This window comes from Rhizobium sp. MHM7A (genome assembly GCF_005862215.1).
Classification (GTDB): domain Bacteria; phylum Pseudomonadota; class Alphaproteobacteria; order Rhizobiales; family Rhizobiaceae; genus Rhizobium; species Rhizobium bangladeshense.
Genome location: NZ_VCHT01000007.1, coordinates 132,250 through 158,254, shown reverse-complemented (window position 1 = coordinate 158,254; position 26,005 = coordinate 132,250). Strand labels below are relative to the sequence as shown.

The window sequence follows — 26,005 nt, the reverse complement described above, 5'->3', positions numbered from 1 at the left end:
CGCAGGCCTATAACCTCACCCATTATGAAGATGCTCACTGCCAATATCGCTTCGGTCCTCTTCTTGAGCCGCTGACTTCGCTGCCTTGGGCAGGTCTTGCCTCCCCGGCCTTTGGAGACGCGACCGCAGACCAGCTTCGGCTGGTTCTTGGTCGTGGAGCGAAACAACCTCCGCCCGGTAATCCGGCTTGAGAGGTTTACGACAGAGAGTTTTCATGACCGATGAACATTATCCGCCGGCGCTGACCGCAGCCGAGATCGAAGGGTTCTCCGCGACGGATTTGTCCGAATCGACAGAGCCTTTCCACGCGAGTTGGCCGAAGAAGCACGCGCCATCATGTGGTGCGACATCCCCTGCGCTCCTGACGATCCCGCGACATGGACAAGGCCAGTGATCCGGCTTCCGGGTTATGGCGGAGGGCCATTCGCGGCAGCCGCCAACACGCCGGTCCTGCATGCTGCTTTCGACCAGCTCGTCGGCATTGGGCGCTGGGTCCGGCGTGACGGGCTCGGCAGTTTTCCGGTGCGCTTTCCACATCCCGATGACCCGGGCGATGCCGGCTGGCATGTCGATCTGAGCTTTCCCGGCGAGAATTGCGACGCGAATGAACAGCAGGATTTTTCGACCTGGCGAGTGAACATCACCTCGCGCGGCCGGGCGCTGCTGATGCTGTTTCTGTTTTCCGATGTTGGCGAGGAGGATGCGCCGACCCGCATCAGAGTGGGTTCGCATATGGATATGGCGCGCTACCTCGCACCGGCGGGCGAAGCTGGCCGCTCGCACATGGATCTCGAAACCATGGGCGCGGATCGTCCGCTGGCATTGGTGACGGGGCAGGCAGGCACTGTCTATCTCTGCCATCCCTTTCTGGTGCATGCGGCGCAGAAACATCGCGGCACTACGCCGCGTTTCATGGCGCAGCCACCGCTTGGCCTCACGCGGCCCTACAGGCTGGAGCGGAAAGACGGCAACTATTCGCCGGTCGAGGTGGCGATCCGGCGGGCGCTTCACGATCCCTGCTGACGGCCGATCAGGCATTCGGCCGCGGGCCGGACGCCTCACGATTGGTACTGCTGCTGAGCGTTGCGGCGGATGGCCTGGGGCGGTTGACCGAAGGCACGCAGGAAGGCTCGCCGCATGCGCTCGCGGTCGGCGAAGCCGGTCTCGTCGGCGACCACGTCGATCGGATGGCGACTCTGCTCCATCATCAGCCGGGCGGCTTCGAGCCTCAAGTTCTCGACGGCCTTGGCGGGGGACTGGCCGGTTTCGGAGCGGAAGGCGCGGCTGAACTGGCGGGGGCTGAGATGAGCGGCTTCCGCCAGCTCTTCGACGGACAGCTGCGATTTCAAATTCTTGCGCGCGAAGTCGAGCGCCTTCTGAATGCGGTCTGATTTCGGCTCCAATTCCAGCAGCGCGGAAAACTGTGACTGGCCGCCGGCGCGGCGGTGATAGACGACGAGCATGCGCGCGACGGCGCGGGCGACCTCGATGCCGTGATCCTTTTCGACCATCGCCAGCGCCAAGTCGATACCGGCTGTCATTCCGGCGGATGTCCAGACCGAACCATCGATGATGAAGATGCGGTCTTCTTCCACCCGGATCTTCGGGTAACGCGCTTTCATTTCGCGGGCAAGGCACCAATGTGTCGTCGCGCGGCGGCCGTCGAGAATGCCGGCTTCGGCAAGGTAGAAGGCTCCGGTGCAGATCGAAGCAATACGACGAGAGGCGCCCAATGCGGCACGCATGAAGGCGCTTTCGCTGGGCTTCGGCAAGACGAGGTCGGGTGCGCCGACGACGATCAGCGTGTCGAAGGCCGGATCACCAAAAGGCTCGGTCTCGATCGGCATGCCGAGCGAGGTGCGCAGCACTCCGCCAGCCTCAGAAATGTGGGCGATGTCATAAGCCTTCCGGCCGAGTTCGAGATTGGTGAACTCGAAGACCGAGACGGCCGCCAGACTCATGATCTGGAAGCCGGGATAGAGCAAGAAAGCGATGTGCTGCATGGCTAAGCTCCAACGTCCTAAAAAGTGGTATATATGACATTCAGGACGTCGGCAATCCCGCGTATTATTATCTTCACGCGCAGGGCGAGGTCCGGCGCATGAAGGAGATGGAGCATGGTACAGGAACATAAGGGTACGGCGCTTATCACCGGCGCATCCTCGGGCATCGGCGCAATCTATGCCCACAGACTGGCAAAGCAGGGGTACGACCTGATCATCGTCGCCCGCAATGAGGAGCGGCTGAGGGCATTGGCAGATCGGCTGACGACGGAAACCGGCAGGACGGTCGAGACCCTTGTCGCTGATCTCGGCAGGAAGGTGGATCTTTCCCGCGTCGAGAGCGTGCTGAAGGGAGACCGAAGCATCACGCTTCTGGTCAACAATGCCGGCTTCGGCGGAACGGCCCCGTTGCTTGCCGCCGATGTCGATAAGATGCAGGAAATGATCGAGCTTAACGTCACTGCACTGATGCGGCTGACTTATGCCGCCGTTCCTGGTTTCGTCTCACGCGGCGGCGGAACGGTCATTAATATCGCTTCCATTGTTGCGATTGCGCCGGAACTGTTGAACGGCGTCTATGGCGGTACGAAGGCCTTTGTGCTTGCCTTCAGCCAGTCGTTGAAGCACGAACTCGCAGAAAAGAATATCCGCGTCCAGGCTGTGTTGCCTGGTGCCACAGCAACGGAGTTCTGGGGCGTCGCCGGCACACCCGTGGAGCATTTACCCGGTGAAATCGTGATGTCGGCGGAAGATATGGTCGATGCCTCGCTCGCAGGCCTCGAGCTCGGCGAATTCGCGACGATCCCGTCGCTTGAGGATGGCAGTCTGCTGACTGCCTATGAACAAGCGCGCCAGGCACTGATGCCGAGCCTCTCCCGGACAGCGCCGGCGAAACGATATAAGACGGCCTGACTGACGCGCCCGCGTTTACTCAGCCGAAGCGTTCCAGCGCCATGGTGAAGATGTCGGCATCGACATTGCCGCCGGAGGTGACGGCGACGACCGCATCGCTTTCCAGCGCCTCACCATGGAAAAGGGCGGCAGCCAGCGCCACTGCGCCACCCGGCTCGACGACGATCTTCAGCCTTACGAAGGCGAGCGCCATCGCCCGCAGCGCCTCCTCGTCGGTGACCACGATGCCGGCGCCGGCGAGGCGCTTCAGGATCGGAAAGGTGACATTGCCCGGCTGCGGCGTGATGATCGCATCGCAGATCGAGCCCGACATTGAGGCATTGCGTTCGATCCTGCCGGAGGCGAGCGAACGGGCGGTATCGTCGAAATTCTCGGGCTCGCATGGACGGACGCGAAAATCCGGCGCGCTGGCTTCGAGGGCAAGGGCGATGCCGGAGCTCAGCCCGCCGCCGCCGCAGGGAACGAGAACTTCGGCTGACGTGACACCCTCTTCTTCAGCCTGCTCGGAGATTTCGAGGCCGGTCGTGCCCTGGCCGGCGATCACCAGGGGCTCGTCGAAAGGCTTGATCAGCGTCAGGCCGCGTTCGGCGGAGAGCCGGGCGCCGATTTCGTCCCGATCCTCATTGGCGCGGTCGTAGAGCACGACTTCGGCACCGAAGGCGCGGGTATTGGCGATCTTCAGCTTCGGCGCATCGCTCGGCATGATGATCACGGCGGGCACGCCGTGCAGCTTGGCGGCAAGGGCGACACCCTGCGCATGATTGCCGGAGGAGAAGGCGATGACGCCGCGCGCGCGTACGGCCGGGTCGAGGCCGGAGACGGCAGACCAGCCGCCGCGAAACTTGAAGGAACCCGAATGCTGCAAACATTCCGCCTTCACGAACAGGCGCCGGCCGGCGATCTCGTTCAGGAAGGGGGAGGAGAGAAGCGGCGTGCGTCTGATGTGACCGCGCAGTCGGGCGCGGGCGGCAACAATCATTTCAATGCTGACCATTCGGGAATCGTCCTGCTTGCGGGATCGCTCATGGCATAGGACGGGGCAAACGGTTTGTGAACGGCGACTTTGTCACCGTGACATGAATGCCCAACGCGCCTATGCCCGCGGCTCGCCGACCGTCAATAACCGCCCGCCGAGCCTTCCGTCGCGCGGGCGTCCATGGCGCCGTTGTAGCGCGCGCCGCCGCCCTTTTCGATGGCGGCAAGGCTTTTGCCGCCTACGAGTATGCCGGCCGCCTGGCCCCAGAGCGGCGCGTCGTTGCCGCCGTCGAAGCTATAACCCATCGCCGCAAGCGTCCTTTCCGTATCCGGCGAAAGCGCATAGGGCTCGAGATAGACTTTGTCGGGCTGCCATTGGTGATGGAAACGCGGTGCATTGACCGCCTGGCCGATATCCATTCCGAAATCGACGACATTCAAAATCGCCTCCAGCGTGATGGTGATGATGCGCGAGCCGCCGGGGCTGCCGATCACCATGAAGGGCTTGCCGTCGCGGGTGACGATCGTAGGGCTCATCGAGGAGAGGGGCGTCTTCTTCGGGGCGATGGCATTGGCTTCGCCCTGAACAAGACCGTAAAGGTTCGGCACACCCGGCTTGGAGGTGAAATCGTCCATCTCGTTGTTGAGCAGAACGCCGGTGCCGGGCGCTACGACCGCCGCGCCGAAGGAGCCGTTCAGCGTATAGGTCACGGCAACCGCATTGCCCGCGTCGTCGATGATGGAATAGTGGGTCGTCTCGTTGCTTTCCTTGCCGCCGAGCGGTTTCAAATTCGCCGAAGTCCCGGCCTTATAAGGGTCGATCTTTGCTGAGATCTCTTTGGCGTAGCTCTTGTCGAGCAGTTTTTCGATCGGGTTCTCGACGAAATCGGGATCGCCGAGTGCGGCGTTGCGGTCGACATAGGCGTAGCGCATCGCCTCGACCATGACATGCACGGTTTCAGCCGAGGCGTAGCCGAGATAGGAGAGCGGATAGCCTTCGAGGACGTTGAGGATCTCGCAGATGATAACGCCGCCGGAGGAGGGTGGCGGCGAAGAGATGATGTCGTAGCCGCGGTAATTGCACTCGATCGGCTTCAACTCGCGCACGGTATATTGCTCGAAATCTTCCTTGGCAAGGATACCACCCTTGGCCTGGCTCGCTTGGACGATCGCCTCGGCGGGGGCGGCCTTGTAGAAGGCGTCGGGGCCTCTTTCCGAGATGGCTGCCAGCACCGCGGCGAGATCCGGCTGCGCAAGCTTTTCGCCGGAGGCATAGGTCTTGCCGTCCGGTTTCAGGAAAATCTTCGCTGCCGTCTCGTCCTTCGCAAGGCGCTTGGCGCTGCCAGCAAGGATCGCCGCGTCGCCCTGCTCCAGAGTGAAGCCGTCTTTGGCGAGACGCAGCGCCGGCGCGATCAAATCCTGGCGTGATCGGGTGCCGTATTTCTCGCGCGCCGTCTCGAAGCCCATGACGGAACCGGGAACGCCGACGGCGAGATAACCGTCAAGGCTGGCGCGCGGCACGATATCGCCCTTGCTGTCGAGATACATGGTCTTCGTCGCGGCGAGCGGCGCCCGTTCGCGGAAATCGAGGAAGGTTTTGGTGCCGTCTTTCAGGCGGATGGTCATGAAGCCGCCGCCGCCGAGATTGCCTGCCGAGGGATAGACGACCGCCAGTGCGTAACCGACGGCGACCGCCGCATCGACGGCGTTGCCGCCGCTCTTCAGCACCTCGACGCCGACATCGGTCGCCAGATGCTGGGCAGTGACGACCATCCCGTGTTCGGCTTCGACAGGTGCGGGCGACGCCGCGAAAGCCGTGGTCAGACTTAGCGACAATGCCGATATGACGGAGATCGTCCCGATATGCAGGCGGCCCATGATTTCCCCTCCTATGGACAACAACGGAAAGACATATGGGGCTGCCGCGGTCGGCGGCAATGCGGCGACCTAGGCTTTGTGGGAGCTGGCTGTCCGACCGGCGATACTAGACGCCGGAGAGAGCCCCCGGCATCAGCGACGGCTGGATCTGCATCGCGTGATCTTCAAGAGAGGCGGCAAGCCTCTCCTCGGCCCGGCGGGCGCTCGCCTGCAGGTCGCGCGGCTCGCCGGCGATCTTTTCCATGGCGGCGATGGCGACATCGGTGGCGAGATAATCCGGCTTGTGTCCGACGCCGCGGACCGTAACGAGTTCGGAGCCCGCTATATCGCGGGCAAGGCCGCGAGAATGCAGGTGTTCCCAGACGATTTCGTCGCGGTCGCCTGTTATGATGACGGTCGGCGCGGTGATCTGCGAATAAAGCAGCGACTGCTCCTTCACATAGGCGAGCAACCTTTTGAAATCAGCGGCATTGTTGTGGAAGGTGCGCGGCCGCAGCACAAGCGACGGACCGGTTTTCTCGATGTAATCGGCAGGCCGCGGATTGGGACGGAAAACATTCAGCGTGCCGCGCTCCAGCCGGCTCAGTCCAAGCGGAACGACGATAGCGTGGTTGAAGAGCCAACCAACGAGCGGCACGGTTGCCACATGATAATACCAGTCGATGCCGCCGGGCCACGGATGGGTGGCGGGCGCGAGGAAGAGAAGGCCTGCGGTTTTGTCGGGATGTCGCAGGCCGAAGGCGGCGGTGATTGCGCCGCCGAAGGAATGGCCGACGATGATCGCCTTCTCAATGCCGCGCTTTTCCATCAGTCGGGCGATTGCATCGGCCTGGCCTGAGGGGACGGCGTTCTCGGGGCCGCCACGTTCGGAATAACCGTGACCGGGACGATCGACGAACAGCATTTCCGCCCGCCCTTCGAGCGCAGCGCGAAAGGCAACGATCTGATCGAGCAGATTGCCGCTGGCGCCGTGAATGAAGACGAGCGCCGGCAGATCCGCATTCTCGGGACGCTCGATATGGACGGCATTCATGCGGTAGCCGCCGACATCCGTCAGTTCGCCGATATTCGGATAGGTCTGTTCGAATTGCCGCGCCTTGTAAGAGGAGTAACCTATGGCGGCGGCCAGCGGGGCGAGAAGAACGGAAACTTCTGCAAGCATGATCTTAACGGCGACAATCGATGGTTCTTGCGAGGGCAGCAGTCGTGTCAAAATGCCTCGACAGTTCTGAAAATTGCGCGATCTGGGCGGCGGTCAAGCGCGGCGACTCGGCTTCAGGTTCGATTGCCTGCCAGTTTTTCCGCAAGCATGTTGACCTGTTCCTGCGCGGTGCGTTCGGCGGGATAGATATCGAGGAACCGTTCCCAGGCCTTCAGCGTCAATTGGTCGTTGCCGGAATTGCTGAGGATCGCGGCCATGCCGGAGAGGGCGCCGAAATGGCGCGGCTCGAGATCCAGCACGCGCTCGATGTCGGACATCGACTTGCGGTAATTGCCCATGACAAAATTCAGCGAGGCGCGGCGATTCCAGCTCTCGGCATAATCTGGCTTGAGGGCGATCGCCTCGTCGAGGAAATCGAGAGCGGCGGGATTGCGCTTTTCCTCGATCGCCTTGTCGGCCCATTGCATCAGCAGATTGATGGTCGCGCTGCCGGAATCATTCCATTCCATGCGAATTTCGTTCGCGATGCTGCTGGCCTTGTCGGGATCGCGCTCGCGTTTCAGCTGGCTGAAAAGCTGATCGAGACGCTGCTTCGGCGAACTACTGGCATCCCTCTGCTCGACAATGACGTCCTTTTCCGCCGCGGCGGCAGGAAACGGGGAGGCGACGAGGATGAAAGCAAGCGGCAGCACCGCTGACGTCAAAGCAAAAAAGCGCATAGCGGACATATTAGTCCGCCAGCGCCGAAGATCAAACAAATTAGACGTGATCACCGCAGCGACCTACCGGATATGCCTGGCCGTAACATGCGCGGCGCAGCAATCCGGATTCGCGCAATCAGCCCTGACGAGCCTTATAGCGCGGGTTCAGCTTGTTGATGATGTAGATGCGGCCCTTGCGACGAACCAGACGGTTGTCACGGTGACGAGCCTTGAGCGACTTGAGCGAATTCTTGATCTTCATTTTTCTGATCCGCGATCTCTATGGGGGAATTCACATTCGCCCGTAACTTTAACAATCAAAAGCGCGCCGTCGGGGCGCGCTCTTTAGGTGGGGGTGCAGATACCTCGTCACCTTTTCCGTGTCAACCACATGATGCTGTTTTTCCAAAGCCGCAGGGCCGCTTTCTCACCGCGAAACCGGCGATTTCGGCGTCAATGTGGTGACATGACCCATCTTGCGACCTGGGCGCCACTCGCTCTTGCCATAGAGGTGAACCAGCGTGTCGGGACGCTGCAGCCAATCGGGAACGGCAAGGATATCGTCGCCGACCAGATTCCGCATGACGCAGTCGGAGTGCCGCTCGCCATTGCCGAGCGGCAGGCCGGCGACAGCGCGTATATGCTGCTCGAACTGGCTGACGACGCAGGCGGCTTCCGTCCAATGACCAGAATTGTGGACGCGAGGCGCCATCTCGTTGGCGATCAGGCTGCCGTCGGCAAGCACGAAGAATTCGATGCCGATGACGCCGACATAGTTCAATGCGGCGAGGATCTTTTCGGCCGATCGATGAGCGGCCTCCGCCGTCGCCGCCGAGATTGCGGCTGGAACGGTCGAGGTGTGAAGAATGCCGTTCCGGTGGATGTTTTCGGCAGGATCGAAGCAGACGATCGCGCCGTCCGTGGCGCGTGCAGCGATGATCGAGACTTCGCGCTCGAAGGCGATAAAGCTTTCGAGGATCAGCGGCACGGCCCCGAGCGCGGCATATGCGCCGTCAGGATCGTCTGCCGCGGAGCGGAATACCTTCTGCCCCTTGCCGTCATAACCGAGGCGGCGGGTCTTCAAAACGCCCCGGCCGCCGAAATCCTCAAGGGCGGCCTCCAGATCGGCCTGGCTGTCAATCGCATGAAAGCGGGCGGTTGATATGCCGCAGCCGTTGAGGAAGCGTTTTTCAACCAGCCGGTCCTGTGCTGCCTCAAGCGCCTTCGGCGGCGGGTAGACGGCGATGCTTGCCGAGAGCCTCTCGGCGGCCGCGACGGGCACATTCTCGAATTCGTAGGTGACGACGTCGCAGGCGGCGGCGAGTTCGGCCAAGGCGGCCGGATCGTCATAGGCGGCAACGATCTGCCGGTTGGCAAGCTGGGCAGCCGGGCAGTCCGGCTGCGGCTCGAGGATGATAGTGCGGAAATTCAATCTGGCGGCGGCAATGGCCAGCATGCGGCCGAGCTGGCCGCCGCCGATGATGCCGATCGTTCCTGCCGTCATAGGTCGTCCATCGGGTATTCGGCAACGGCAGCACTCTGGCGCTCGCGCCATTCGTCCAGCCTATCGGCGATCTCTTCGTCGGAAAGGGCAAGCACGGCGGCGGCTAGAAGAGCGGCGTTGATCGCGCCCGCCTTGCCGATGGCGAGCGTCCCAACCGGAATGCCGGCCGGCATCTGGACGATGGAAAGAAGGCTGTCCTGCCCGGAGAGAGCTTTAGACTGGACCGGCACGCCGAAGACCGGCAGCGGCGTCATCGATGCGGCCATGCCCGGCAGGTGGGCCGCGCCGCCGGCGCCGGCAATAATCACCTTGAACCCTTCAGCCCGTGCACCCTTGGCGAAGTTGACCAGCCGGTCGGGCGTGCGATGCGCCGAGATAATGCGCGCATCGTAAGCAATCTCCAGCGATTCCAGCGTGTCGGCAGCGTTCTTCATGGTCTCCCAATCGGATTGGCTGCCCATGATGATGGCGACGGGGGGTCTGTCTGTCATCGCGCGGCCGCTCCTTTCAGGCAATGATGTCGGGAACGATCTGATCTTCCAGCTTGGAGAGCTTGTCCTTGATGACGAGCTTCTTCTTTTTCATGCGCTGGATTCGCAGAGCGTCGCACCCGGTCTCAATCATGGCATTGATCGCGGCATCGAAATCCTCGTGCTCCTGGCGCAGGCGCGCCACCATGAGCCTGATTTCCGCCTGTTCCTGATCGGCCATATGCATTCCCCGTTATCGTCCTCGGACCTTGTCCGATCTGCCGATGATTTCCGCAAGCTCCTATCACCAAATACGGGTAACGGCTAGTTAGTCTTGATCATGAATTTGCCATCTCATCTTCATCTTTTGGCCTTCGACAAGCCTTCAAAAATATGTCACAGTCCGCGCGTTGACACCTTGATCCCCGACGAAGACGGTTGGGGAGGGTAAGAGGAAGGAAGGGTCAAATGACAGTTGAAGCTCATCTTGAATCACTCCAGAAAAAGCATGTTGCTCTCGAGGAGGAGTTGCATGCACTTAGAACAGCTCCCTCTATCTCCGATACAGAAATTGCCGAATGCAAGCGCCGCAAGCTGCGCATCAAGGACGAGATTCAGCGTCTCAAGTCATCCGTCCATTGATCTTCCCAAGGGTCGCCGGGCGATCTTGCGCAAGAGGTAAATCCATCCATTCCGCCAAAAATTTGCAAGAACCGGTGATCACACCAGAATTGCGCCAGCCCGATGCTTGTGACGTCGCGGCTGGCGCTTTTGCGTCTGCTTGCAGCAAATGGCGTTACAATGATTGCGCCGGGGGAAGGGCGCGGTCAGGCCCAGAACTGATCTAGCCATAGATTGAGCTTGTCAAAGCCGCGGTTGTTGACCGCATAGATGCGTTTCGTACCTTCCGAGGTTACGGAGACGAGGTTGCTGTCCAGCAGCGCCTTCAGATGTTGCGAGACAGCGGGTCGGCTGATCGGCAGGCCCTCGGCAAGCTCATTGACCGTGCGCGGCGCGCGCCGCAATTCCTCCAGCAGAAAGCGCCGGTTAGGATCGGCAATCGCAGAGAAAGGGTCCGTGTTCGACATGCAGGAACGCTACGTCAAACCGCACGGCGCAGCAAGAAAATTGTGCATTGCAGCGTGCTGCGGCCATTACCCGCCAAGGCCCTCGCGCATGATCAGCAAGGCCGCGATCAGTGCCATCGCATACATGAAAGGGTAGAAAATCTGAGGCTTCATGCGGCGCACGCACCAGGCGCCGGCAAGGGTCGCGAGCGGCGCGACAGGCAGGAGCGTGGCGGAGGTCGCAAGGTTCTGTGTGTCGAGCTGGCCGAGCGCGAAATAGGGGATCAGCTTGATGGCGTTGAGGATCGCGAAGAAGCGCACGCTGGTGCCGGTATATTCGCGCGGCTCCAGCTTGAGCGGCAGGGCATAGATCTGAAACGGCGCGCCGCCGGCATGGGCGACGAAGCTGCCATATCCGGAAAACGTTCCCCAGAGACCGGCGGCCACCGGCCGCTGGCCGCGCGGCGGGATCGTCTTGCCGGCGCTGGGGCCGAAATTATTCCAGAAATAACGTAGACAGAAGAGGATCGTCACCGCGCCGATGACGACACGCAGCACGTTACCGGGTACGAGCGCGGAAGTCGCCCAGCCGAGGGCAATGCCTAAAATTGCACCCGGCAGCATGATCTTCAGCGTTGCCCAATCGCCGTACCTGCGCCAGATGACAAGCGAGATCATGTCCATGAAGACCAGGATCGGCAGCAGGATCGCCGCCGCCTCGAGCGGCGAGACCACGAGGGCAAGAAAGGGTAGGCCGATCAGCGACAAAGCATCGCCCATGCCGCCTTTTGCAAGTCCGACTAGCAGAACTGCGGGCACGGCGGCGTAGTAGAATGACAAGTCCTGCGGCATGCTTTCGACGTCCTCCTCTTGCAAGCCTCCTCTAACGGAACTACTCACACAAAACGAGTGCGGATCCGTCCTTTCGAGAAGGGAATTCGCAGGAAACGGAAAGACCTCATGACCGAACCCGAAAATCGCTGCCGCCTGGTCCTCATCGCCCCTGATATCGCCGACGCCGATGAGCAGGCAAGGATCGTCGCCGACGCGCTGAAGGGCGGCGATGTCGCCTCGGTCATCGTGCCGCAATACGGGCTCGACGACGGCACTTTCCAGAAACACGCCGAGAAGCTGGTGCCGGTAATCCAGGATGCCGGAGCCGCCGCGCTGATTGCAGGCGATAGCCGCGTGGCGGGACGGGCAAAGGCCGATGGCCTGCATCTTGCGGGTAACGCGCAGGCGCTGTCGGAGGCGATCGACAAACACGCACCAAAGCTAATCGTCGGCGGCGGCAACGCGAGCGACCGGCACACGGCGCTGGAGATCGGCGAGGTCAGGCCGGATTATATCTTCTTCGGCAAACTCGACGGGGACATCAAGCCTGAGGCGCATCCCAAGAACCTCGCGCTCGGCGAATGGTGGGCCTCGATGATAGAGATCCCCTGCATTGTCATGGGCGGCACCGATCCGGCGTCGGCTCTTGCCGTCGCCGAGACCGGAGCAGAGTTCGTGGCGCTCCGGCTGGCGGTGTTCGGAGAGCCCGCACGGGCGCCGTCCATCGTTGCCGAGATCAACGCTCTGCTTGACGAAAAAGCGCCACGGTTTGAGGATTGAAATCCCGCTCATGCCGATCCCGCCCGCCCGCCTTTTGAAATATCTGCTCTCCAGCATGGTCGCCCTCACCGCGGGCGGGTCTAATATCGCCCTGGCGCAGGCACCCGACAGCGTCATCAGCCAGCCGAGCACTGCGCCGGCTTCAAGCTTCCGCACGGACCGGCTCACCGGCGAGGACGTGAAGCCCTCGCACGGCGTCGGCGTTTTCGACCGCATGGGCGCGAAGCTGCCCGAGCTTCCGCCGGAGAAGGACTACAAAGGTCCGATCGATGAGGCTTACGGCGCCTTTCAGCGCGGCTACTACTTGACGGCAATGGACAAGGCCCTGCCGCGCGCCCAGCTCGGCGACCCCGCGGCGCAGACGCTTATCGGCGAAATCCTCTCGCAAGGCCTCGGCGTCAAGAAGGACATGAAGAATGCAGCCTTCTGGTACGGCAAGGCGGCCGAAGGCGGCGATCCTGCGGCGATGTTCAAATATGCGCTGATGCTGATGGAAGGCCACGGTGTGACGCGCGACAAGGCTAAGGCCGACGATTATATGCGCAAGGCTGCCGAGGCCGGCAATCCCTCAGCAGAATTCAACTGGGCCCAGATCCTCATCGCCGACAACCCCGGCGAAAAGGGGCTGAAGCTCGCGCTGCCGTTCTACGAGAAATCTGCCGAGCAGGGCATTGCCGACTCGCAATATGCGGTGGCGCAGATCTATGCGACGCTGAAGGACCTGCCGGAGGAAAAGAAGCAGCTTGCCCGCGAATGGCTGGTGCGTGCCGCGCGTGCCGGCTTCGATACGGCCCAGCTCGATCTCGGCATCTGGCTCGTCAACGGCGTCGGCGGGGCGAAGGACTACGTCAAGGGTTTCGAGTGGCTGAAACTTGCCGCCAATGGCGGCAATGTCGTCGCGCAGAACAAGCTCGCCCATCTCTATATCAACGCGATCGGCACGCCGCCGGATCCGATCGAAGCGGCGAAGTGGTATGTGCTGTCGCGCCGTGCGGGACTCGCCGATCCGGCCCTCGAGGATTTCTATCTCGGCATCGAGGAGGGACAACAGAAGGCGGCGATCGACGCCGCCAACAGATTCCGGCGGCGATAGCCGCCGCGCGTTTCATCTTTAGAAAAGCGCGTCGGCGAAAAGATCCTCATCATTTTCGGCTTTGGCGGTCTCGGCCGGAGCTGGAATGCTCTCTTCGCTTGCCGGGATGATATCGCGGTGAATGCTGCGCTCTTGGACCATGGTGTAGAGCCTGAAGATCTTGCGGTCGAGCGGCGCGATGGTCTCGGCGAGATCGGAGACATCGGAGACATCGGTGCCGGCGACGCCTTCGAGTACATCGGCGCAGCGGGCAAGGACATCGCCGAGTTCATGCTGGAAGTCCAGCTTGCCGATCAGCAGGCCAATCTTGGTGGCGACCTCGCGGCCGTTCTCGGCGAGTACCTTCAGCTCGTTTTCCATGACGTTGGCCGCGGAACGGATATTGCCGACGGCGAAGGTCAGGCTCTCTCCCAGTCCGCCGGCCGCCGCATCCGTAGCCGGAGCCACTCGCTCGGCTGCGGCTTCGAGCGCCGGCAGGCCATTGACGATGGCGTCGGCAGATTCGTCGAGCTTGCCGGCGAAGATGCGCAGCTCGGCAGTCACCACGTTGATCGACTTGCCTTCCTCGCCGAGCCGGCTGCAGCGCAGGTTGGTATTCAAAGCCATGTAATGGATGTCGGTCTTGACCGCGCGGATGTTGGCGATGGCTTCGGAAAGCTTGGCGGCCGTGCCGATCGTCGAATGGCTTACCTGATCGGCCTGGCGGCTTGCAGTGTCGACCTGCTTGACGATCTCGTGGGCGGCAGAGACGCTGGCTTCCAGCGCGCGCATGAAATTGCCGCCGGCTTCGCCGCTTTCCGTCCCCATTTGATCGCGCAGTTTGAGGATTTCCCGCATATCATGGTCGAAACTCGCGATCGTCTTGACGACGTTCTCCGAATCCCGCTGGAAATTGACGCACATGTCGCTGATCTGCGCGGCGGTCAGATGGTGAACAACATTCTGGAGACGCTGGCGTGCGCCGGCGTCGAGCCTGGCGCCATCTTCGCCGGCGAGGAAATCGTCAAGCAGCGAAAAGATTGCCTGCACATGCTCGATGCGCTGGCGGGTGATATCACCGATCTGGAGGGCCGATAGAGTGGCGCTGACCTTGCTCTGGACACCACGTGCAATAGCACCAACCTCTCGGGCGATGACGCCGAGATTCTTGCGGTGTTCGGTGATCTTGGCGGCATCATCGCGCAGGGCTCCGGCCACCGCGGGAACGGTATCGGCGTAGCTCTTAGAGATGTTGGCGCCGAAGGAGGCGGCGAGTTTGACCTCTTTCTCGAGACTGTCGAGATGGGCGGCGAAGCGATTGACCTCGTCGGTGCCCGAATAGATTCGTTCGAGGATCTCCTGAGCGAAGCCGGCGAATTCGGCAAGGCCGGCGCCGGTGATCTTTACGGTCACGGCAAAGGTTCTGAGATAGCGCATCGTCTCCTGCATGTCGGTGACATGCTTGCGCAGCTCCCTGCCGGTTTGTGCCAGCGAGATGAGCGCCTGCTGGCGGTTTTCTTCGATGACCGGCAATGCAGTCAGGCTTTCCACCGTGGCGCGGAGATCGGCGCTGGTATCGCTCGCCTCCTTGTCGTCGAGTGCCTTGGCGACACTTTCGAGCGAATTCAGCAGGCGGTTGAGGACATCCATCACTGACAGCAGCACCGAGCCGCCCTCGAGAAAGCGCTCCTCGACTTGGCTGCGGGCGGATTCCAGGGTCTGACTGATCTCCCGCCCCGATGCGTAGGCTGCAGCGTCGGATAATACCAGAGCGTGTGCCACATTTATACCTTTTCTCAAAACACAGACCATTCGACTCTAGTTTTACGGGCAGGATGGAAATGTCCGGTAAACGCAACAGACTCGCGTGCGTTGTGATTAATGAAAGGTGTGATCGAGGCGCCCGGCGCAGTTCTGGGTCAATAGAGACCATTTAAGACTCTGTTTTTACTCTATTGTTTCTAAATTTTGAGAGAAAGATACAACTTATTCCGGATGAGAATTGGGAGTCGCGGAATCCGCTACACGGCAGTTTTCTACAACCGCTGTTTACGCTGCATTAACGCTGTCGTGAGAGTCCTCTTAGGGTCACAAGTATTTCTCGGGCCTAGGGGGCTGCATTGGATACTCAGAGTCAATATTGTGAATCTATAAATTTGCCGGACATGCTAAGCATCCGCCATGTGTTGGAATTGCATTCCAAGCTTAGCGCTGAATTTCGTAGTAAAGACGAAATTGTCGTCAGCATCTCTGATGGCGCTGAAGCTGACCTCAGTTTCATCCAACTTGTGGAGGCGGCGCGTCGCCAAGCAAAATCTGAGGGAAAGACGTTCAGGCTTTCTTCCCCCGCCAGCGGCTCTGTTCTGAAGGTACTTGAGCGCGGCGGCTTTATCGAATCCTTCGATCAGGAAGACTTAAAGTTCTGGTTGCATAAAGAGGTGATGTTATGAGTGCCAACATCCTGACCGTAGACGATTCCGCCAGCATCCGCCTGACCACCAAGGTCACGCTCACCAATGCCGGTTATAGCGTCACCGAAGCGGTGAACGGGGCGGAAGGCCTCATGGCGGCCAAAAGCGGCAGCTTCGATTTGATCGTAACCGATCTCAACATGCCGGTTATGGACGGGCTGACGATGATCGAGGAACTGCGCAAGCTGCCAGCGCAGGCCGGTGTTCCGATTATCTTTCTAACGACGGAATCTGACGCCGATCTCAAGGCGCGTGCGAAGGCTGCAGGCGCGACTGGCTGGCTGACCAAGCCGTTCGACCCGGAAAATCTCGTGAAGATCGTGAAAAAGGTCTTAGGAAGATGAGCGCCCTCGATCCCGTCGCCGTATTCCGCATGGAAGCTGCCGAATGCCTCGAAGCGATCGAGGCCGGACTTCTCGACCTCACGCACCAGCTCGACAATAAGGATCTCGTCGACGCGGTATTCCGTGGGCTTCACACGCTCAAGGGATCGGGCGCGATGTTCGGTTTCGAGGCGCTCGCCGCCTTCACCCATCATTGCGAAACCGCCTTCGACCGCGTCCGGAAGGGCGAGGTCGCGGCGACCAGCGAACTCGTCGCCGCCGTTCTCGCCGCCCAGGATCATATGCGTGCCCTCGTCGAACAGCCCGACGCCGATCACGGCGACACCGGGCATAAGCTGCTGGCGCAGCTGCAGGCTGCCGTCGGCGGCAAGACTGCGACGCCCGCCACGGCGGCAGCCGCTGTCACAGCGCCCGTGCAAAATACATCGGGGAAGAACAGCTGGCGCATCCGCTTCAGCCTGCCGGCCAGTTCAATGGCCAACGGTACCAATCCGCTGGGTTTGCTGGACGAGTTGCGTGATCTCGGCGAATGCACCGTGCGCGCCAATACTTCGGCCATTCCACCGCTCGACGCGCTCACTCCGACGGAACTCTACGTTTCCTGGGATGTGACGCTGACCAGCGAGCAGGACCGTTCGGCGATCGACGACGTCTTCATCTTCGTGCTCGACGACATGGAACTCAGCGTTGATGAGATCGACGGCACAGTGGCGATAGCAGCCGCTCCGGCTGAAGCAGGGCCGGCGCGTGTCGCTGCCGCCTCCGTATCGCCGGCGCCTGTGCCGGCTGCTGCCGTGCCGGAATTCCGTCCCGTGGAGGCGGTTCCCGTCAAGCGTGAGGCGCCCGTCGCCGCCAGCCAGGCGAAGGCTGCCGAGAACGTGCGGGTCCCGGCTGAGCGTCTGGACGAACTGATGGACCGCGTCGGTGAGCTCGTCATTGCGCAATCGCGCCTCAGCCAGCTCGCCGGCGCCAGCACCGACATTGCGTTGCGCTCCGTATCGGAAGAAATCGAACGTCTTTCCGGCGAATTGCGCGACACGATGATGGTGCTGCGCATGGTGCCGGTCGCGACCCTCTTCTCCCGCTTCCGTCGACTTGTCCACGATCTCGCACGTGAAACTGGGAAGGTGATCGAGCTGGTGACGGAGGGCGAGACGACCGAAGTCGACAAGACGGTGATCGAGCGCCTGGCCGATCCGCTGGTGCATCTGGTGCGCAACTCGATCGATCATGGTCTCGAGACACCTGACGACCGCCTTGCCGCCGGCAAGACCGAAGCCGGCACGGTGACGCTTTCGGCCCGCCAGGCCGGCGGGGAGGTGATCATCTCGATCAAGGACGATGGCCGCGGCATTAATCGTGAACGGGTTCGGGCCAAGGCGGAATCCTCCGGTCTCATTCTGCCTGGCCAGCCGCTTTCGGACCAAGAGTTGCTGCAGTTGATCTTCGCTCCCGGCTTTTCGACGGCTGCGGCGATCACCAATCTCTCCGGCCGGGGCGTCGGTATGGACGTCGTCAAGAAGACGGTCGAGGCGCTTCGCGGCGCGATTGATATCGTCAGCGTGCCGGGTCAGGGCTCGGAAGTATCGCTGCGCATCCCGCTGACGCTAGCCATCATCGACGGACTGCTGGTGCGTGTCGGCTCGGGCCGCTACGTCATTCCGCTCTCGGCGGTCGAGGAATGCCTCGAACTATCGCTCGAGGAAGATCTCCGCTCACGCGGCCGCAGCTTCATTTCGCTGCGTGACAGTCTGGTGCCGTTCCTGCGCCTGCGTGATCTATTCCGCACCGGCACGAAACCCGATGTGCACCAGAAGGTCGTGGTCATCTCGACCGGAACCGAGCGGGTTGGCCTCGTCGTCGACCAGATCATTGGCGATCACCAGACGGTCATCAAGTCGATGTCGAAACTCCACAATGACGTGGCGACTTTTTCGGGCGCCACCATTCTCGGCGACGGCAGCGTCGCCCTCATTCTCGACGTCGGGCATCTGGTTGCCGCGGGTCAGCAACAGGAGGCGCAATTGCGGGTAGCAGGATGAGAGCAGCAGCAACGGTCGAACGTTTCGACAATCATTGGAACTATGCCGAGGAAGTCGAGGTCCTGACCTTCGATCTCAACGGCGAGACCTTTGCGCTGGAGGCGGTCATCGTCCAGGAAATCCTGGACCTGCTTCCGGAGACCGCGGTGCCGGGCAGCCAGCCCTTCGTCGCCAGCGTCATCAACTTCCGCGGCAAGGTCATTCCGCTCGCCGACCTGCGTCTCGCCTTCGGGATGGAGGCGGCGGAGGCGACGATCGACAGCCGCTTCATCGTCATCGAGATCGACCTGCAGGGTGAGCCGACGCTCGTCGGTCTCAGAACCGACAAGGTGAACGAGGTGACGACGCTGACAAAAAACGCGAGCGAGGCGCCACCGAGCGTCGGCATGCGCTGGCGCGCCGACTACATCAACTGCCTGGTGAAGAGGGGTGGAGAGTTCATCATTCTCCCGAATCTGCAGGCGATTTTTTCATCGCGACATGACGCGGCGGGGGCCGTCAACTGAAGGCGGATGAATCCAAGAGGGGTTTGGGACGATGAGACTGACAATCAAGACGAAACTGGTGACGGCGTTCACCTTTATTATTCTCATGTTATTGGGCACTGCCGTTTATGGCATTTTCAGCCTCGGATCACTGAACGATACGATCGGCAATCTTCTTGCCGGCCCGGCGGCCCGCCTCGACCTTGCGCAGCAGATCAACATCGCGCAGCTCGAAGCCATCCGCCAGCAGAAGAACCTGCTCAATGCCCGTAGCGCCGATGAATCGGCCGCGGCGATCGACAAGGGCAATCAGGCCCGCAAGGACTTCAGTGACGCCTTCAATCAGGTGCTGACGCTTGCGACGGAAGAAGGCAAGGCGCGCTGGGCTCGTATCGCCGAATTTTCGAAGTCCTTCAACGCAGCCGACGACCAAATCCGTGACTACCTGAAGGTGGGCAATGCTGAAGGTGCAAACACTGTCTCCATTACGACGGCGCGGGATGCCGTCAACAATATCGACTCGACGCTCGCCGAGATCCTGGCGCTTGAAAAGCAGCGCATGAAGGCCGCCGACGCCGATGCCGACGCGCAGTATGCGACGACGCGCACGACGATGATCGCCGTCGCTGCCGTTGCACTGCTGATTGCCGCGATTACCGCCTTCTGGATCGCCAGCACGATCAGCAAAGGCCTCAGCCGCGCCAATACCGTGGTGCGTGAAGTGTCTGAAGGCGACCTGACGAAAATGGCCGATATCACCAGCCATGATGAAATCGGCGAACTCCTGGGCAACGTCAACATCATGATCGAACGCCTGCGCGGCGTGGTCGCCGACGCGATATCGGCCGCCGAAAACGTCTCGTCGGGCAGCCAGCAGCTCTCGGTAAGCTCCGAGCAGGTGTCGCAGGGCGCCTCGGAGCAGGCGGCTTCGGCCGAAGAGGCTTCCGCCTCGATGGAGGAGATGGCCGCCAACATCAAGCAGAATGCCGACAATGCCGCCCAGACGGAAAAGATAGCCCGTCAGTCGGCCAAGGATGCGGAAGCCAGCGGCGAGGCGGTGACGCGCGCGGTCGACGCCATGCGCACGATCGCGCAGAAGATCAGCATCGTCCAGGAAATCGCGCGTCAGACGGATCTGCTTGCCCTCAATGCCGCTGTGGAAGCGGCACGCGCCGGCGAGCACGGCAAGGGTTTTGCAGTGGTCGCATCGGAAGTGCGCAAGCTTGCCGAGCGCAGCCAGTCGGCCGCGGCCGAAATCAGCTCGATGTCCAGCGATACCGTCAAGGCCGCTGCCGATGCCGGTGAGATGCTCGGCCGCCTAGTGCCCGATATCCGCAAGACGGCGGAACTCGTTTCCGAGATTAGCGCCGCCTGCCGCGAGCAGGATATCGGTGCGGCCCAGATCAACGAGGCGATCCAGCAACTCGACAAGGTCACGCAGCAGAACGCCGGCGCCTCCGAACAGATGTCTGCAACTTCCGAGGAGCTCGCCTCCCAGGCGGAAGAACTGCAGACGTCGATCGCCTTCTTCAAGGTCGATACGGCAGGCAGAGCGGGTTCCGGCGCCCAGAAGTCGCCGGCAAAAGGTCCGGCCAAGGTGGTCAAGGCTCCGACCGTTGCCCGCAAGCCTGCCCAGCAGGCCCAAAGCCAGGGCGGCCGTGGCCAGACGGTTGCGGCTCAGCAGCAGCGTCTCAAGGGCTTTGCTCTCGATATGTCGATGGGCGGTCCGGATGCCAGCGACGACGATTTTCGGGAAAGCGCGTAGGCGCTTTCCGGGGGAGAGCGCATAGCGTTTCCCGGCGAGGCAGTGAACGCCTTCGCCCTCATTTGATCCCTCGGGCCGCTCCGGTGGCCCGAGGCCGAAATCTCCCCAACGCGTGTAGGCGTTGACGCTGCGACCGACAGATGTTCGGCTGCCGGGAAGTGAATGCAGTCGCTTTCCCTCTTTCAGACAAATCATTCTGAAGTTCGGCGTTCCCTGGATCGGAACGTCTTTCTATCCAATCGTTTTGGCACGGGGTATCACATGCGTTTCACCATTAAGCTCAAACTAGGCCTTGCCTTTGCAGTCATGACGCTGCTTTTGATCGGCATCGCGGTTTACGGAAGCCTGAGCCTCGGCACCTTGAACGAGGCGAGCGGCAATATGATCGATGGGCCGGTGCGCCGCCTGGAGCTGGCGCTGAATGCCAATATCGCCGAAGTCAATGCGATCCGCGCTCAGAAGAACGCGCTGCTTTCGACCGATCACGAGACCGCAGCCGGCTTCTATAAGGAAGCCGACCAGAACCTGCAGACGCTGTTCGACACCGTTGACGCCGGGCTTGCCATCGCCTCGCCGGAGGGCAAGCCTCATTGGGAGAAGCTGCGGACGATCGGAGAAAAATTTAGTGAAAAGTCGACCGAACTGCAGCAGCTCGACGAAAGGGGCGACAAATCGGGCGCGCTGGCGCTTTCACTCGGCGATCTCAGGGTGATGACCGACGAGATGGCCGGTGCGATTGCCTCCCTGACCGAGATCCAGCGCAAGGGCATGCAGGCGACCGATCAGGCCAACACCGATCTTTATAGTTCGACGAAGCTCATCCTCACCACGGCATCTGGAATAGCTGTGCTCCTGGCGCTCGGCGCCGCCTTGTGGATCACGTTCGGCATCAACAACGGCCTGAGGAAGATCACCAGCGTCGCAAATGCCGTGGCAATCGGTGATCTCAATCAGAAAGTCGACATCAGGACGAATGACGAGATCAAGGATCTCCTCGATACGGTCAACACGATGACCGCCAATCTGCGTGCGACCGCCGCGCTTGCTAACCAGATCGCCATGGGCGACCTGACCACTGATGCCAAGCCGCTCTCGGACAAGGACACGCTCGGGATTGCGATGCAGAGCATGATCGCCAATCTCCGGACCACGGCCGGGATAGCCAACCAGATCGCAAACGGCGATCTGACCGTGTCTCCGAAGCCGCTCTCCGACAAGGATGCGCTTGGCCTTGCCCTGGAGCAGATGGTCGAGCGGTTGCGCGGCGTGGTCGCAGACGCGATTTCGGCGGCCGAAAATGTTTCGGCCGGCAGCCAGGAGCTTTCGGCAAGTTCCGAACAGGTGTCGCAAGGCGCCACCGAGCAGGCCGCGTCGGCCGAAGAGGCGTCGGCCTCGATGGAAGAGATGGCCTCGAACATCAAGCAGAATGCCGACAATGCCGCTCAGACGGAAAAGATCGCCCGTCAGTCGGCCAAGGATGCGGAAGCCAGCGGCGAAGCGGTGACGCGCGCCGTCGACGCCATGCGCACGATCGCTCAGAAGATCGGCATCGTCCAGGAAATCGCCCGCCAGACTGATCTGCTCGCTCTTAATGCGGCTGTGGAAGCGGCACGCGCCGGTGAACACGGCAAGGGTTTTGCGGTGGTCGCATCGGAAGTGCGCAAGCTTGCCGAACGCAGCCAGTCGGCCGCGGCCGAAATCAGCGCCATGTCGAGCGATACCGTGACAGCCGCTCAGGAGGCCGGCGATATGCTGGGTCGCCTAGTGCCCGATATCCGCAAGACGGCGGAACTCGTTTCCGAGATCAGTGCTGCCTGCCGTGAACAGGATATCGGTGCGGCCCAGATCAACGAGGCGATCCAGCAGCTCGACAAGGTCACGCAGCAGAACGCCGGCGCCTCCGAACAGATGTCTGCAACTTCCGAGGAGCTCGCCGCGCAGGCGGAAGAACTGCAGACGTCGATCGCCTTCTTCAAGGTTGACATGGCTGGCAACCGCCAGTCCCGCGCGCCGGCCGTCAAGATGACGGTACGGGGTGCAACTCCCACCGCTGCGCGCAAGCCTGCGGCCAAGAAACCGGCTGCCGGTAGCGTGGCCGCCCAACAGGCTCGTGCGAAGGGGTTTGCTCTCGACATGTCGATGGGCGGACCGGATATGGCGGACGAAGAATTCCGCGAGAGCGCGTAGCGCTCTTCGGACACAGGATTGGGGCGCGGCGACACCGGCCCCAGCATCGAACCGGTGCATGGACGCACTTGGTCATGCCGGCCCTGCCGGCAACGCATGAAGCGTTTTCACGACGGCACTATGTGCGATTTCGCGGAATACCCGCTGCGGTACTAACGAGGGCTTGAAATGCGCTTCACAATCAAACTCAAACTAAGCTTGGTGTTCGGTTTCATCGTGCTACTCACGTGCGGCATGGCCGGTCTTGCGATCTATAATCTTTCGTCGTTGAACAGTGAGATATCGATCATGGTCGCCGGTCCGGTCGCCAACCTGCGCGATTCGGGCGATCTTTCCGATGCCGTCATGCGCTCTATCCGCGCCGAAAAGGACGCGATCATCAATACGGATCCGGTCAAGATTACAGGCTATGTCGAGGAGATTGCGCAACAGCACGAAGTCATCAAGACACTGCAGGGCCGTCTTGCCGCTTCGAACGATGCGGAGATCAAGAAGGAGATGGCCGAGTTCGGTGATCTCTATAGTAAATGGACCACGTTGCAGGATCGCATCGCCGGTCTCGCCACCGAGAATACGACGGAATCCAATGCTCAAGCCGGCGTCATTTCGATGGGCGAAGGGCAGCAGGCGACGGCCCAGCTGCTCGGTATTCTCACCAAGCTGAACGACACCGTGACAGCCAATCTCGCGGAAACGGATGCGGCCACCAACGAGCAGTATGCCCACTCGCGTAATCTGCTTGTCATGATGACGATTGGTTTGATCTTTGTCTCGTCGGCGGCCGCGATCTGGATCCTGCTTAACATCTCCCGCGGCCTGAAGCGCGCCGTCAACCTCGCCGACGCGGTCAGCATCGGGGATCTCGAGCAGAAGATAGAGCATAAGAGCAATGACGAAATCCGCGATCTCGTCGATTCGATGAGCAGGATGACGGCAAATCTGCGCAACACCGCGACGATCGCCAACCAGATTTCGAACGGCGACCTCATGGTGTCCCCGAAGCCCCTTTCAGAGAAGGATACGCTCGGCATTGCGCTCGAACAGATGGTCGAGCGGCTGCGCGGCGTCGTCGCCGATGCCATCTCGGCCGCTGAGAATGTTTCCGCCGGCAGTCAGCAGCTTTCGGCAAGTTCCGAGCAGGTATCTCAGGGTGCCAGCGAACAAGCGGCTTCGGCCGAAGAGGCGTCGGCCTCGATGGAGGAGATGGCCGCCAATATCAAGCAGAACGCCGACAATGCCGCACAAACGGAGAAGATCGCACGGCAGTCGGCCAAGGACGCGGAAGCGAGCGGTGATGCGGTGACGCGCGCCGTGCAGGCGATGCGGACTATTGCCGAGAAGATCAGCATCGTTCAGGAAATCGCTCGTCAGACGGACCTTCTCGCTCTCAATGCCGCTGTGGAGGCGGCGCGTGCCGGCGAACACGGCAAGGGCTTTGCAGTGGTCGCGTCGGAAGTGCGCAAGCTTGCCGAACGCAGCCAGTCGGCCGCGGCCGAAATCAGCGCCCTGTCAGGCGATACGGTCAAGGCCGCGCAGGAAGCCGGTGACATGCTCGGCCGCCTGGTGCCCGACATCCGCAAGACGGCGGAACTCGTTGCCGAAATCAGCGCGGCCTGCCGCGAGCAGGATGTCGGTGCGGCTCAGATCAACGAGGCGATCCAACAGCTCGACAAGGTGACTCAGCAGAATGCCGGCGCCTCCGAACAGATGTCGGCGACCTCGGAAGAACTTGCCTCCCAGGCGGAAGAACTGCAGACCTCGATTGCATTCTTCAGGGTCGATACGGCAGGCAACCGCCTGTCACGCGCGCCGGCCGTCAATATGACGGCCCGCAGCCCGGCTCCCAGCGCCGCCCGCAAGCCGGCGATCAAGAAACCGGCGGCCAGCAGTGTCGCCGGCCAGCAGGCGCGGGTGAAAGGTTTCGCTCTCGATCTCTCCATGGGCGGTCCCGATGATGGTGACGCCGAATTCAAGGAAAGTGCATGATCATGGCAACGACATCTCTGGAAGCGCAATTCGTGACCTTCAGCCTCGGCGAGGAAATTTTTGCTGTGCCGGTCGAGGTCGTGCGGGAGATCCTCGACTATGCGGAAGCCTTCAAAATTCCGAATGGTCCCGACTATCTGCTCGGTCTGCGTGATGTGCGCGGGCAGGGCGTGCCGACCATCGATCTTCGATTGAAGCTTGGCATGACGAAGACGGTGCCGACGCCACATACGCGGGTGCTCGTGCTCGACGTGCCGATGGAAAGCCGGCTGCTAACGCTCGGCCTCGTCGCCGACCGCGTCTTCGAGGTTACACCGTTCCGGCGTGACCAGATCGAGGCGGCGCCTGACATCGGCGTGCGCTGGCGCTCGGACTATATCGCCGGCGTCGTTCGCCGTGAAAACGGCTTTGTCGTCATCATCGATCTCGCACGTCTCTTGTCGCGCGAGGATGCTTCTGCACTGCAATCGGCGGCATGACCGCGCGTCAACCCGGAGTAATGCGTTCCATGAGTATGGCAGCAGCGGTGGAAACCCAATTGCCGGGCGACCGGATCAGCAAGCGGAATTTCGAAAAGCTTGCCCGGTTCATCTACGACTATAGCGGCATCAAGATGCCGCCGACCAAACTGACGATGCTCGAAGGGCGGCTGAGACGCCGCCTTCGCGCCACCAACCATTCGACCTTCGACGATTATTGCGACTTCCTGTTCAATCACGACGGCCTCGCCCAGGAAACTGTCTACCTGATTGACGTGGTGACGACGAACAAAACCGATTTCTTCCGCGAAGCAAAGCATTTCGACTACCTGCAGAGCGTCGCACTGCCGGCAATCGTCAACAGCGGCGTGCGGACCATCCGCGCCTGGAGCTCGGCGTGCTCGACCGGAGCCGAACCCTATACGATGGCGATGGTGCTGGCAGAGTTCACGGAAGGCCGCAACGATGTCTCCTACAGCGTGCTGGCGACCGACCTTTCCACAGATGTGTTGCAGACGGCGCGCCGGGGCATCTATCCGGAAGATCTGATTGCGCCCGTGCCGCGCGACCTGCAGCGCAAATATGTGCTGAAAGCCAAGCAACCGGATCGGCGGGAAGTGCGTATCACGCCCAAACTGCGCAGCAGGATCGGCTTTGCCCGCATGAATCTGATGGACGACAAGTATCCGATCGGCGATCCAATGAACGTCATCTTCTGCCGCAACGTACTCATCTACTTCGACAAGCAAACTCAGGCGGGTGTGCTCAGCCGTCTCTGTGATTGCTTGGCGAAGGGCGGCTATATGTTCATCGGTCATTCCGAATCGATCACCGGCTTCGATCTGCCGCTCAAGCAGGTCTCGAACACGGTGTTTCAGCGTATCTAGA

The 26,005-nt window shown here is 61.3% G+C and carries 25 protein-coding genes and 1 pseudogene; 14 read left to right on the top strand and 12 right to left on the bottom strand.

Going from position 1 to position 26,005, the window contains the following annotated elements; translation table 11 throughout:
• The first annotated feature begins 214 nt into the window (after positions 1 to 214).
• A pseudogene (locus FFR93_RS22745) lies at positions 215 to 1,023 on the top strand (phytanoyl-CoA dioxygenase family protein).
• Between the two features lie 35 nt (positions 1,024 to 1,058).
• Here the strand turns inward: FFR93_RS22745 and FFR93_RS22740 are convergent.
• Positions 1,059 to 2,003 (bottom strand): GlxA family transcriptional regulator, encoded by a 945-nt coding sequence (locus tag FFR93_RS22740; RefSeq protein ID WP_138394868.1) that lies wholly within the window; start codon positions 2,001 to 2,003, stop codon positions 1,059 to 1,061.
• A 114-nt stretch (positions 2,004 to 2,117) separates the two neighbouring features.
• On the opposite strand from FFR93_RS22740, the gene FFR93_RS22735 reads away from it, so the two are divergent.
• Positions 2,118 to 2,915, top strand: a complete 798-nt coding sequence (locus tag FFR93_RS22735; protein WP_138394867.1) for an SDR family oxidoreductase — start codon at positions 2,118 to 2,120, stop codon at positions 2,913 to 2,915.
• 19 nt (positions 2,916 to 2,934) lie between these two features.
• Here the strand turns inward: FFR93_RS22735 and FFR93_RS22730 are convergent, their stop codons facing one another.
• The 8 genes from FFR93_RS22730 to FFR93_RS22695 form a co-directional block, all read right to left on the bottom strand.
• Positions 2,935 to 3,909 carry a threonine/serine dehydratase gene (locus FFR93_RS22730; RefSeq protein WP_138394866.1) on the bottom strand — a complete coding sequence of 325 codons (975 nt, stop codon included), beginning with the start codon at positions 3,907 to 3,909 and terminating at the stop codon, positions 2,935 to 2,937.
• 122 nt (positions 3,910 to 4,031) lie between these two features.
• A complete protein-coding gene (gene ggt / locus FFR93_RS22725; protein WP_138394865.1) occupies positions 4,032 to 5,768 on the bottom strand; it encodes a gamma-glutamyltransferase in 1,737 nt (578 codons plus the stop codon).
• 106 nt (positions 5,769 to 5,874) lie between these two features.
• Entirely contained in the window at positions 5,875 to 6,930 is a 1,056-nt protein-coding gene (locus FFR93_RS22720) for an alpha/beta hydrolase (protein WP_064708758.1), read from the bottom strand.
• 113 nt (positions 6,931 to 7,043) lie between these two features.
• Positions 7,044 to 7,658 (bottom strand): hypothetical protein, encoded by a 615-nt coding sequence (locus FFR93_RS22715; RefSeq protein WP_138394864.1) that lies wholly within the window; start codon positions 7,656 to 7,658, stop codon positions 7,044 to 7,046.
• A 109-nt stretch (positions 7,659 to 7,767) separates the two neighbouring features.
• Complete coding sequence (gene ykgO, locus FFR93_RS22710; RefSeq protein ID WP_003582204.1) at positions 7,768 to 7,893, bottom strand: type B 50S ribosomal protein L36; 126 nt, start codon at positions 7,891 to 7,893, stop codon at positions 7,768 to 7,770.
• Between the two features lie 165 nt (positions 7,894 to 8,058).
• Entirely contained in the window at positions 8,059 to 9,135 is a 1,077-nt protein-coding gene (locus FFR93_RS22705; RefSeq protein WP_138394863.1) for a 5-(carboxyamino)imidazole ribonucleotide synthase, read from the bottom strand.
• Entirely contained in the window at positions 9,132 to 9,626 is a 495-nt protein-coding gene (gene purE / locus FFR93_RS22700) for a 5-(carboxyamino)imidazole ribonucleotide mutase (protein WP_138394862.1), read from the bottom strand. Before purE ends, FFR93_RS22705 begins: the two co-directional genes overlap by 4 nt.
• Positions 9,627 to 9,642: 16 nt before the next feature.
• Entirely contained in the window at positions 9,643 to 9,846 is a 204-nt protein-coding gene (locus FFR93_RS22695; protein WP_010028538.1) for a DUF465 domain-containing protein, read from the bottom strand.
• Between the two features lie 227 nt (positions 9,847 to 10,073).
• On the opposite strand from FFR93_RS22695, the gene FFR93_RS22690 reads away from it, so the two are divergent.
• The gene (locus tag FFR93_RS22690) at positions 10,074 to 10,247 is read left to right on the top strand and encodes a DUF465 domain-containing protein (protein WP_008533139.1); all 174 of its coding nucleotides are present in this window, start codon (positions 10,074 to 10,076) and stop codon (positions 10,245 to 10,247) included.
• 185 nt (positions 10,248 to 10,432) lie between these two features.
• Here the strand turns inward: FFR93_RS22690 and FFR93_RS22685 are convergent, their stop codons facing one another.
• Positions 10,433 to 10,693, bottom strand: a complete 261-nt coding sequence (locus FFR93_RS22685; protein WP_003552646.1) for a metalloregulator ArsR/SmtB family transcription factor — start codon at positions 10,691 to 10,693, stop codon at positions 10,433 to 10,435.
• A 66-nt stretch (positions 10,694 to 10,759) separates the two neighbouring features.
• Positions 10,760 to 11,524: a sulfite exporter TauE/SafE family protein gene (locus FFR93_RS22680; RefSeq protein ID WP_138394861.1), complete on the bottom strand. Its 765-nt coding sequence runs from the start codon at positions 11,522 to 11,524 to the stop codon at positions 10,760 to 10,762.
• A gap of 108 nt (positions 11,525 to 11,632) precedes the next feature.
• Here FFR93_RS22680 and FFR93_RS22675 point away from each other — a divergent pair, with 108 nt between their 5' ends.
• On the top strand, positions 11,633 to 12,286 hold the full coding sequence (locus tag FFR93_RS22675; protein WP_138394860.1) for a thiamine phosphate synthase: 654 nt from the start codon (positions 11,633 to 11,635) through the stop codon (positions 12,284 to 12,286).
• A 10-nt stretch (positions 12,287 to 12,296) separates the two neighbouring features.
• On the top strand, positions 12,297 to 13,379 hold the full coding sequence (locus FFR93_RS22670; protein WP_138394859.1) for a tetratricopeptide repeat protein: 1,083 nt from the start codon (positions 12,297 to 12,299) through the stop codon (positions 13,377 to 13,379).
• 18 nt (positions 13,380 to 13,397) lie between these two features.
• On the opposite strand, the gene FFR93_RS22665 is transcribed toward FFR93_RS22670, so the two are convergent.
• Positions 13,398 to 15,140: a chemotaxis protein gene (locus FFR93_RS22665; RefSeq protein WP_138394858.1), complete on the bottom strand. Its 1,743-nt coding sequence runs from the start codon at positions 15,138 to 15,140 to the stop codon at positions 13,398 to 13,400.
• Between the two features lie 338 nt (positions 15,141 to 15,478).
• Between FFR93_RS22665 and FFR93_RS22660 the strand changes: the two genes are divergently transcribed.
• The 9 genes from FFR93_RS22660 (at position 15,479) to FFR93_RS22620 (ending at position 26,004) form a co-directional block, all read left to right on the top strand.
• Positions 15,479 to 15,808 (top strand): STAS domain-containing protein, encoded by a 330-nt coding sequence (locus FFR93_RS22660; protein ID WP_138394857.1) that lies wholly within the window; start codon positions 15,479 to 15,481, stop codon positions 15,806 to 15,808.
• Positions 15,805 to 16,173: a response regulator gene (locus FFR93_RS22655; protein ID WP_064708768.1), complete on the top strand. Its 369-nt coding sequence runs from the start codon at positions 15,805 to 15,807 to the stop codon at positions 16,171 to 16,173. The genes FFR93_RS22660 and FFR93_RS22655 overlap by 4 nt, the downstream gene beginning before the upstream one ends.
• Positions 16,170 to 18,215 (top strand): chemotaxis protein CheA, encoded by a 2,046-nt coding sequence (locus tag FFR93_RS22650; RefSeq protein WP_064708769.1) that lies wholly within the window; start codon positions 16,170 to 16,172, stop codon positions 18,213 to 18,215. The genes FFR93_RS22655 and FFR93_RS22650 overlap by 4 nt, the downstream gene beginning before the upstream one ends.
• On the top strand, positions 18,212 to 18,721 hold the full coding sequence (locus FFR93_RS22645; RefSeq protein WP_064708770.1) for a chemotaxis protein CheW: 510 nt from the start codon (positions 18,212 to 18,214) through the stop codon (positions 18,719 to 18,721). The genes FFR93_RS22650 and FFR93_RS22645 overlap by 4 nt, the downstream gene beginning before the upstream one ends.
• Positions 18,722 to 18,752: 31 nt before the next feature.
• Positions 18,753 to 20,465: a methyl-accepting chemotaxis protein gene (locus FFR93_RS22640; RefSeq protein WP_138394856.1), complete on the top strand. Its 1,713-nt coding sequence runs from the start codon at positions 18,753 to 18,755 to the stop codon at positions 20,463 to 20,465.
• A 261-nt stretch (positions 20,466 to 20,726) separates the two neighbouring features.
• Entirely contained in the window at positions 20,727 to 22,652 is a 1,926-nt protein-coding gene (locus FFR93_RS22635) for a methyl-accepting chemotaxis protein (protein WP_138394855.1), read from the top strand.
• 168 nt (positions 22,653 to 22,820) lie between these two features.
• Positions 22,821 to 24,638, top strand: coding sequence for a methyl-accepting chemotaxis protein (locus FFR93_RS22630; protein WP_138394854.1), 1,818 nt, complete (start codon positions 22,821 to 22,823; stop codon positions 24,636 to 24,638).
• Entirely contained in the window at positions 24,635 to 25,117 is a 483-nt protein-coding gene (locus tag FFR93_RS22625; protein ID WP_171049239.1) for a chemotaxis protein CheW, read from the top strand. Before FFR93_RS22630 ends, FFR93_RS22625 begins: the two co-directional genes overlap by 4 nt.
• Positions 25,118 to 25,146: 29 nt before the next feature.
• Positions 25,147 to 26,004 carry a CheR family methyltransferase gene (locus FFR93_RS22620; RefSeq protein WP_064708773.1) on the top strand — a complete coding sequence of 286 codons (858 nt, stop codon included), beginning with the start codon at positions 25,147 to 25,149 and terminating at the stop codon, positions 26,002 to 26,004.
• Position 26,005: the final 1 nt, after the last annotated feature.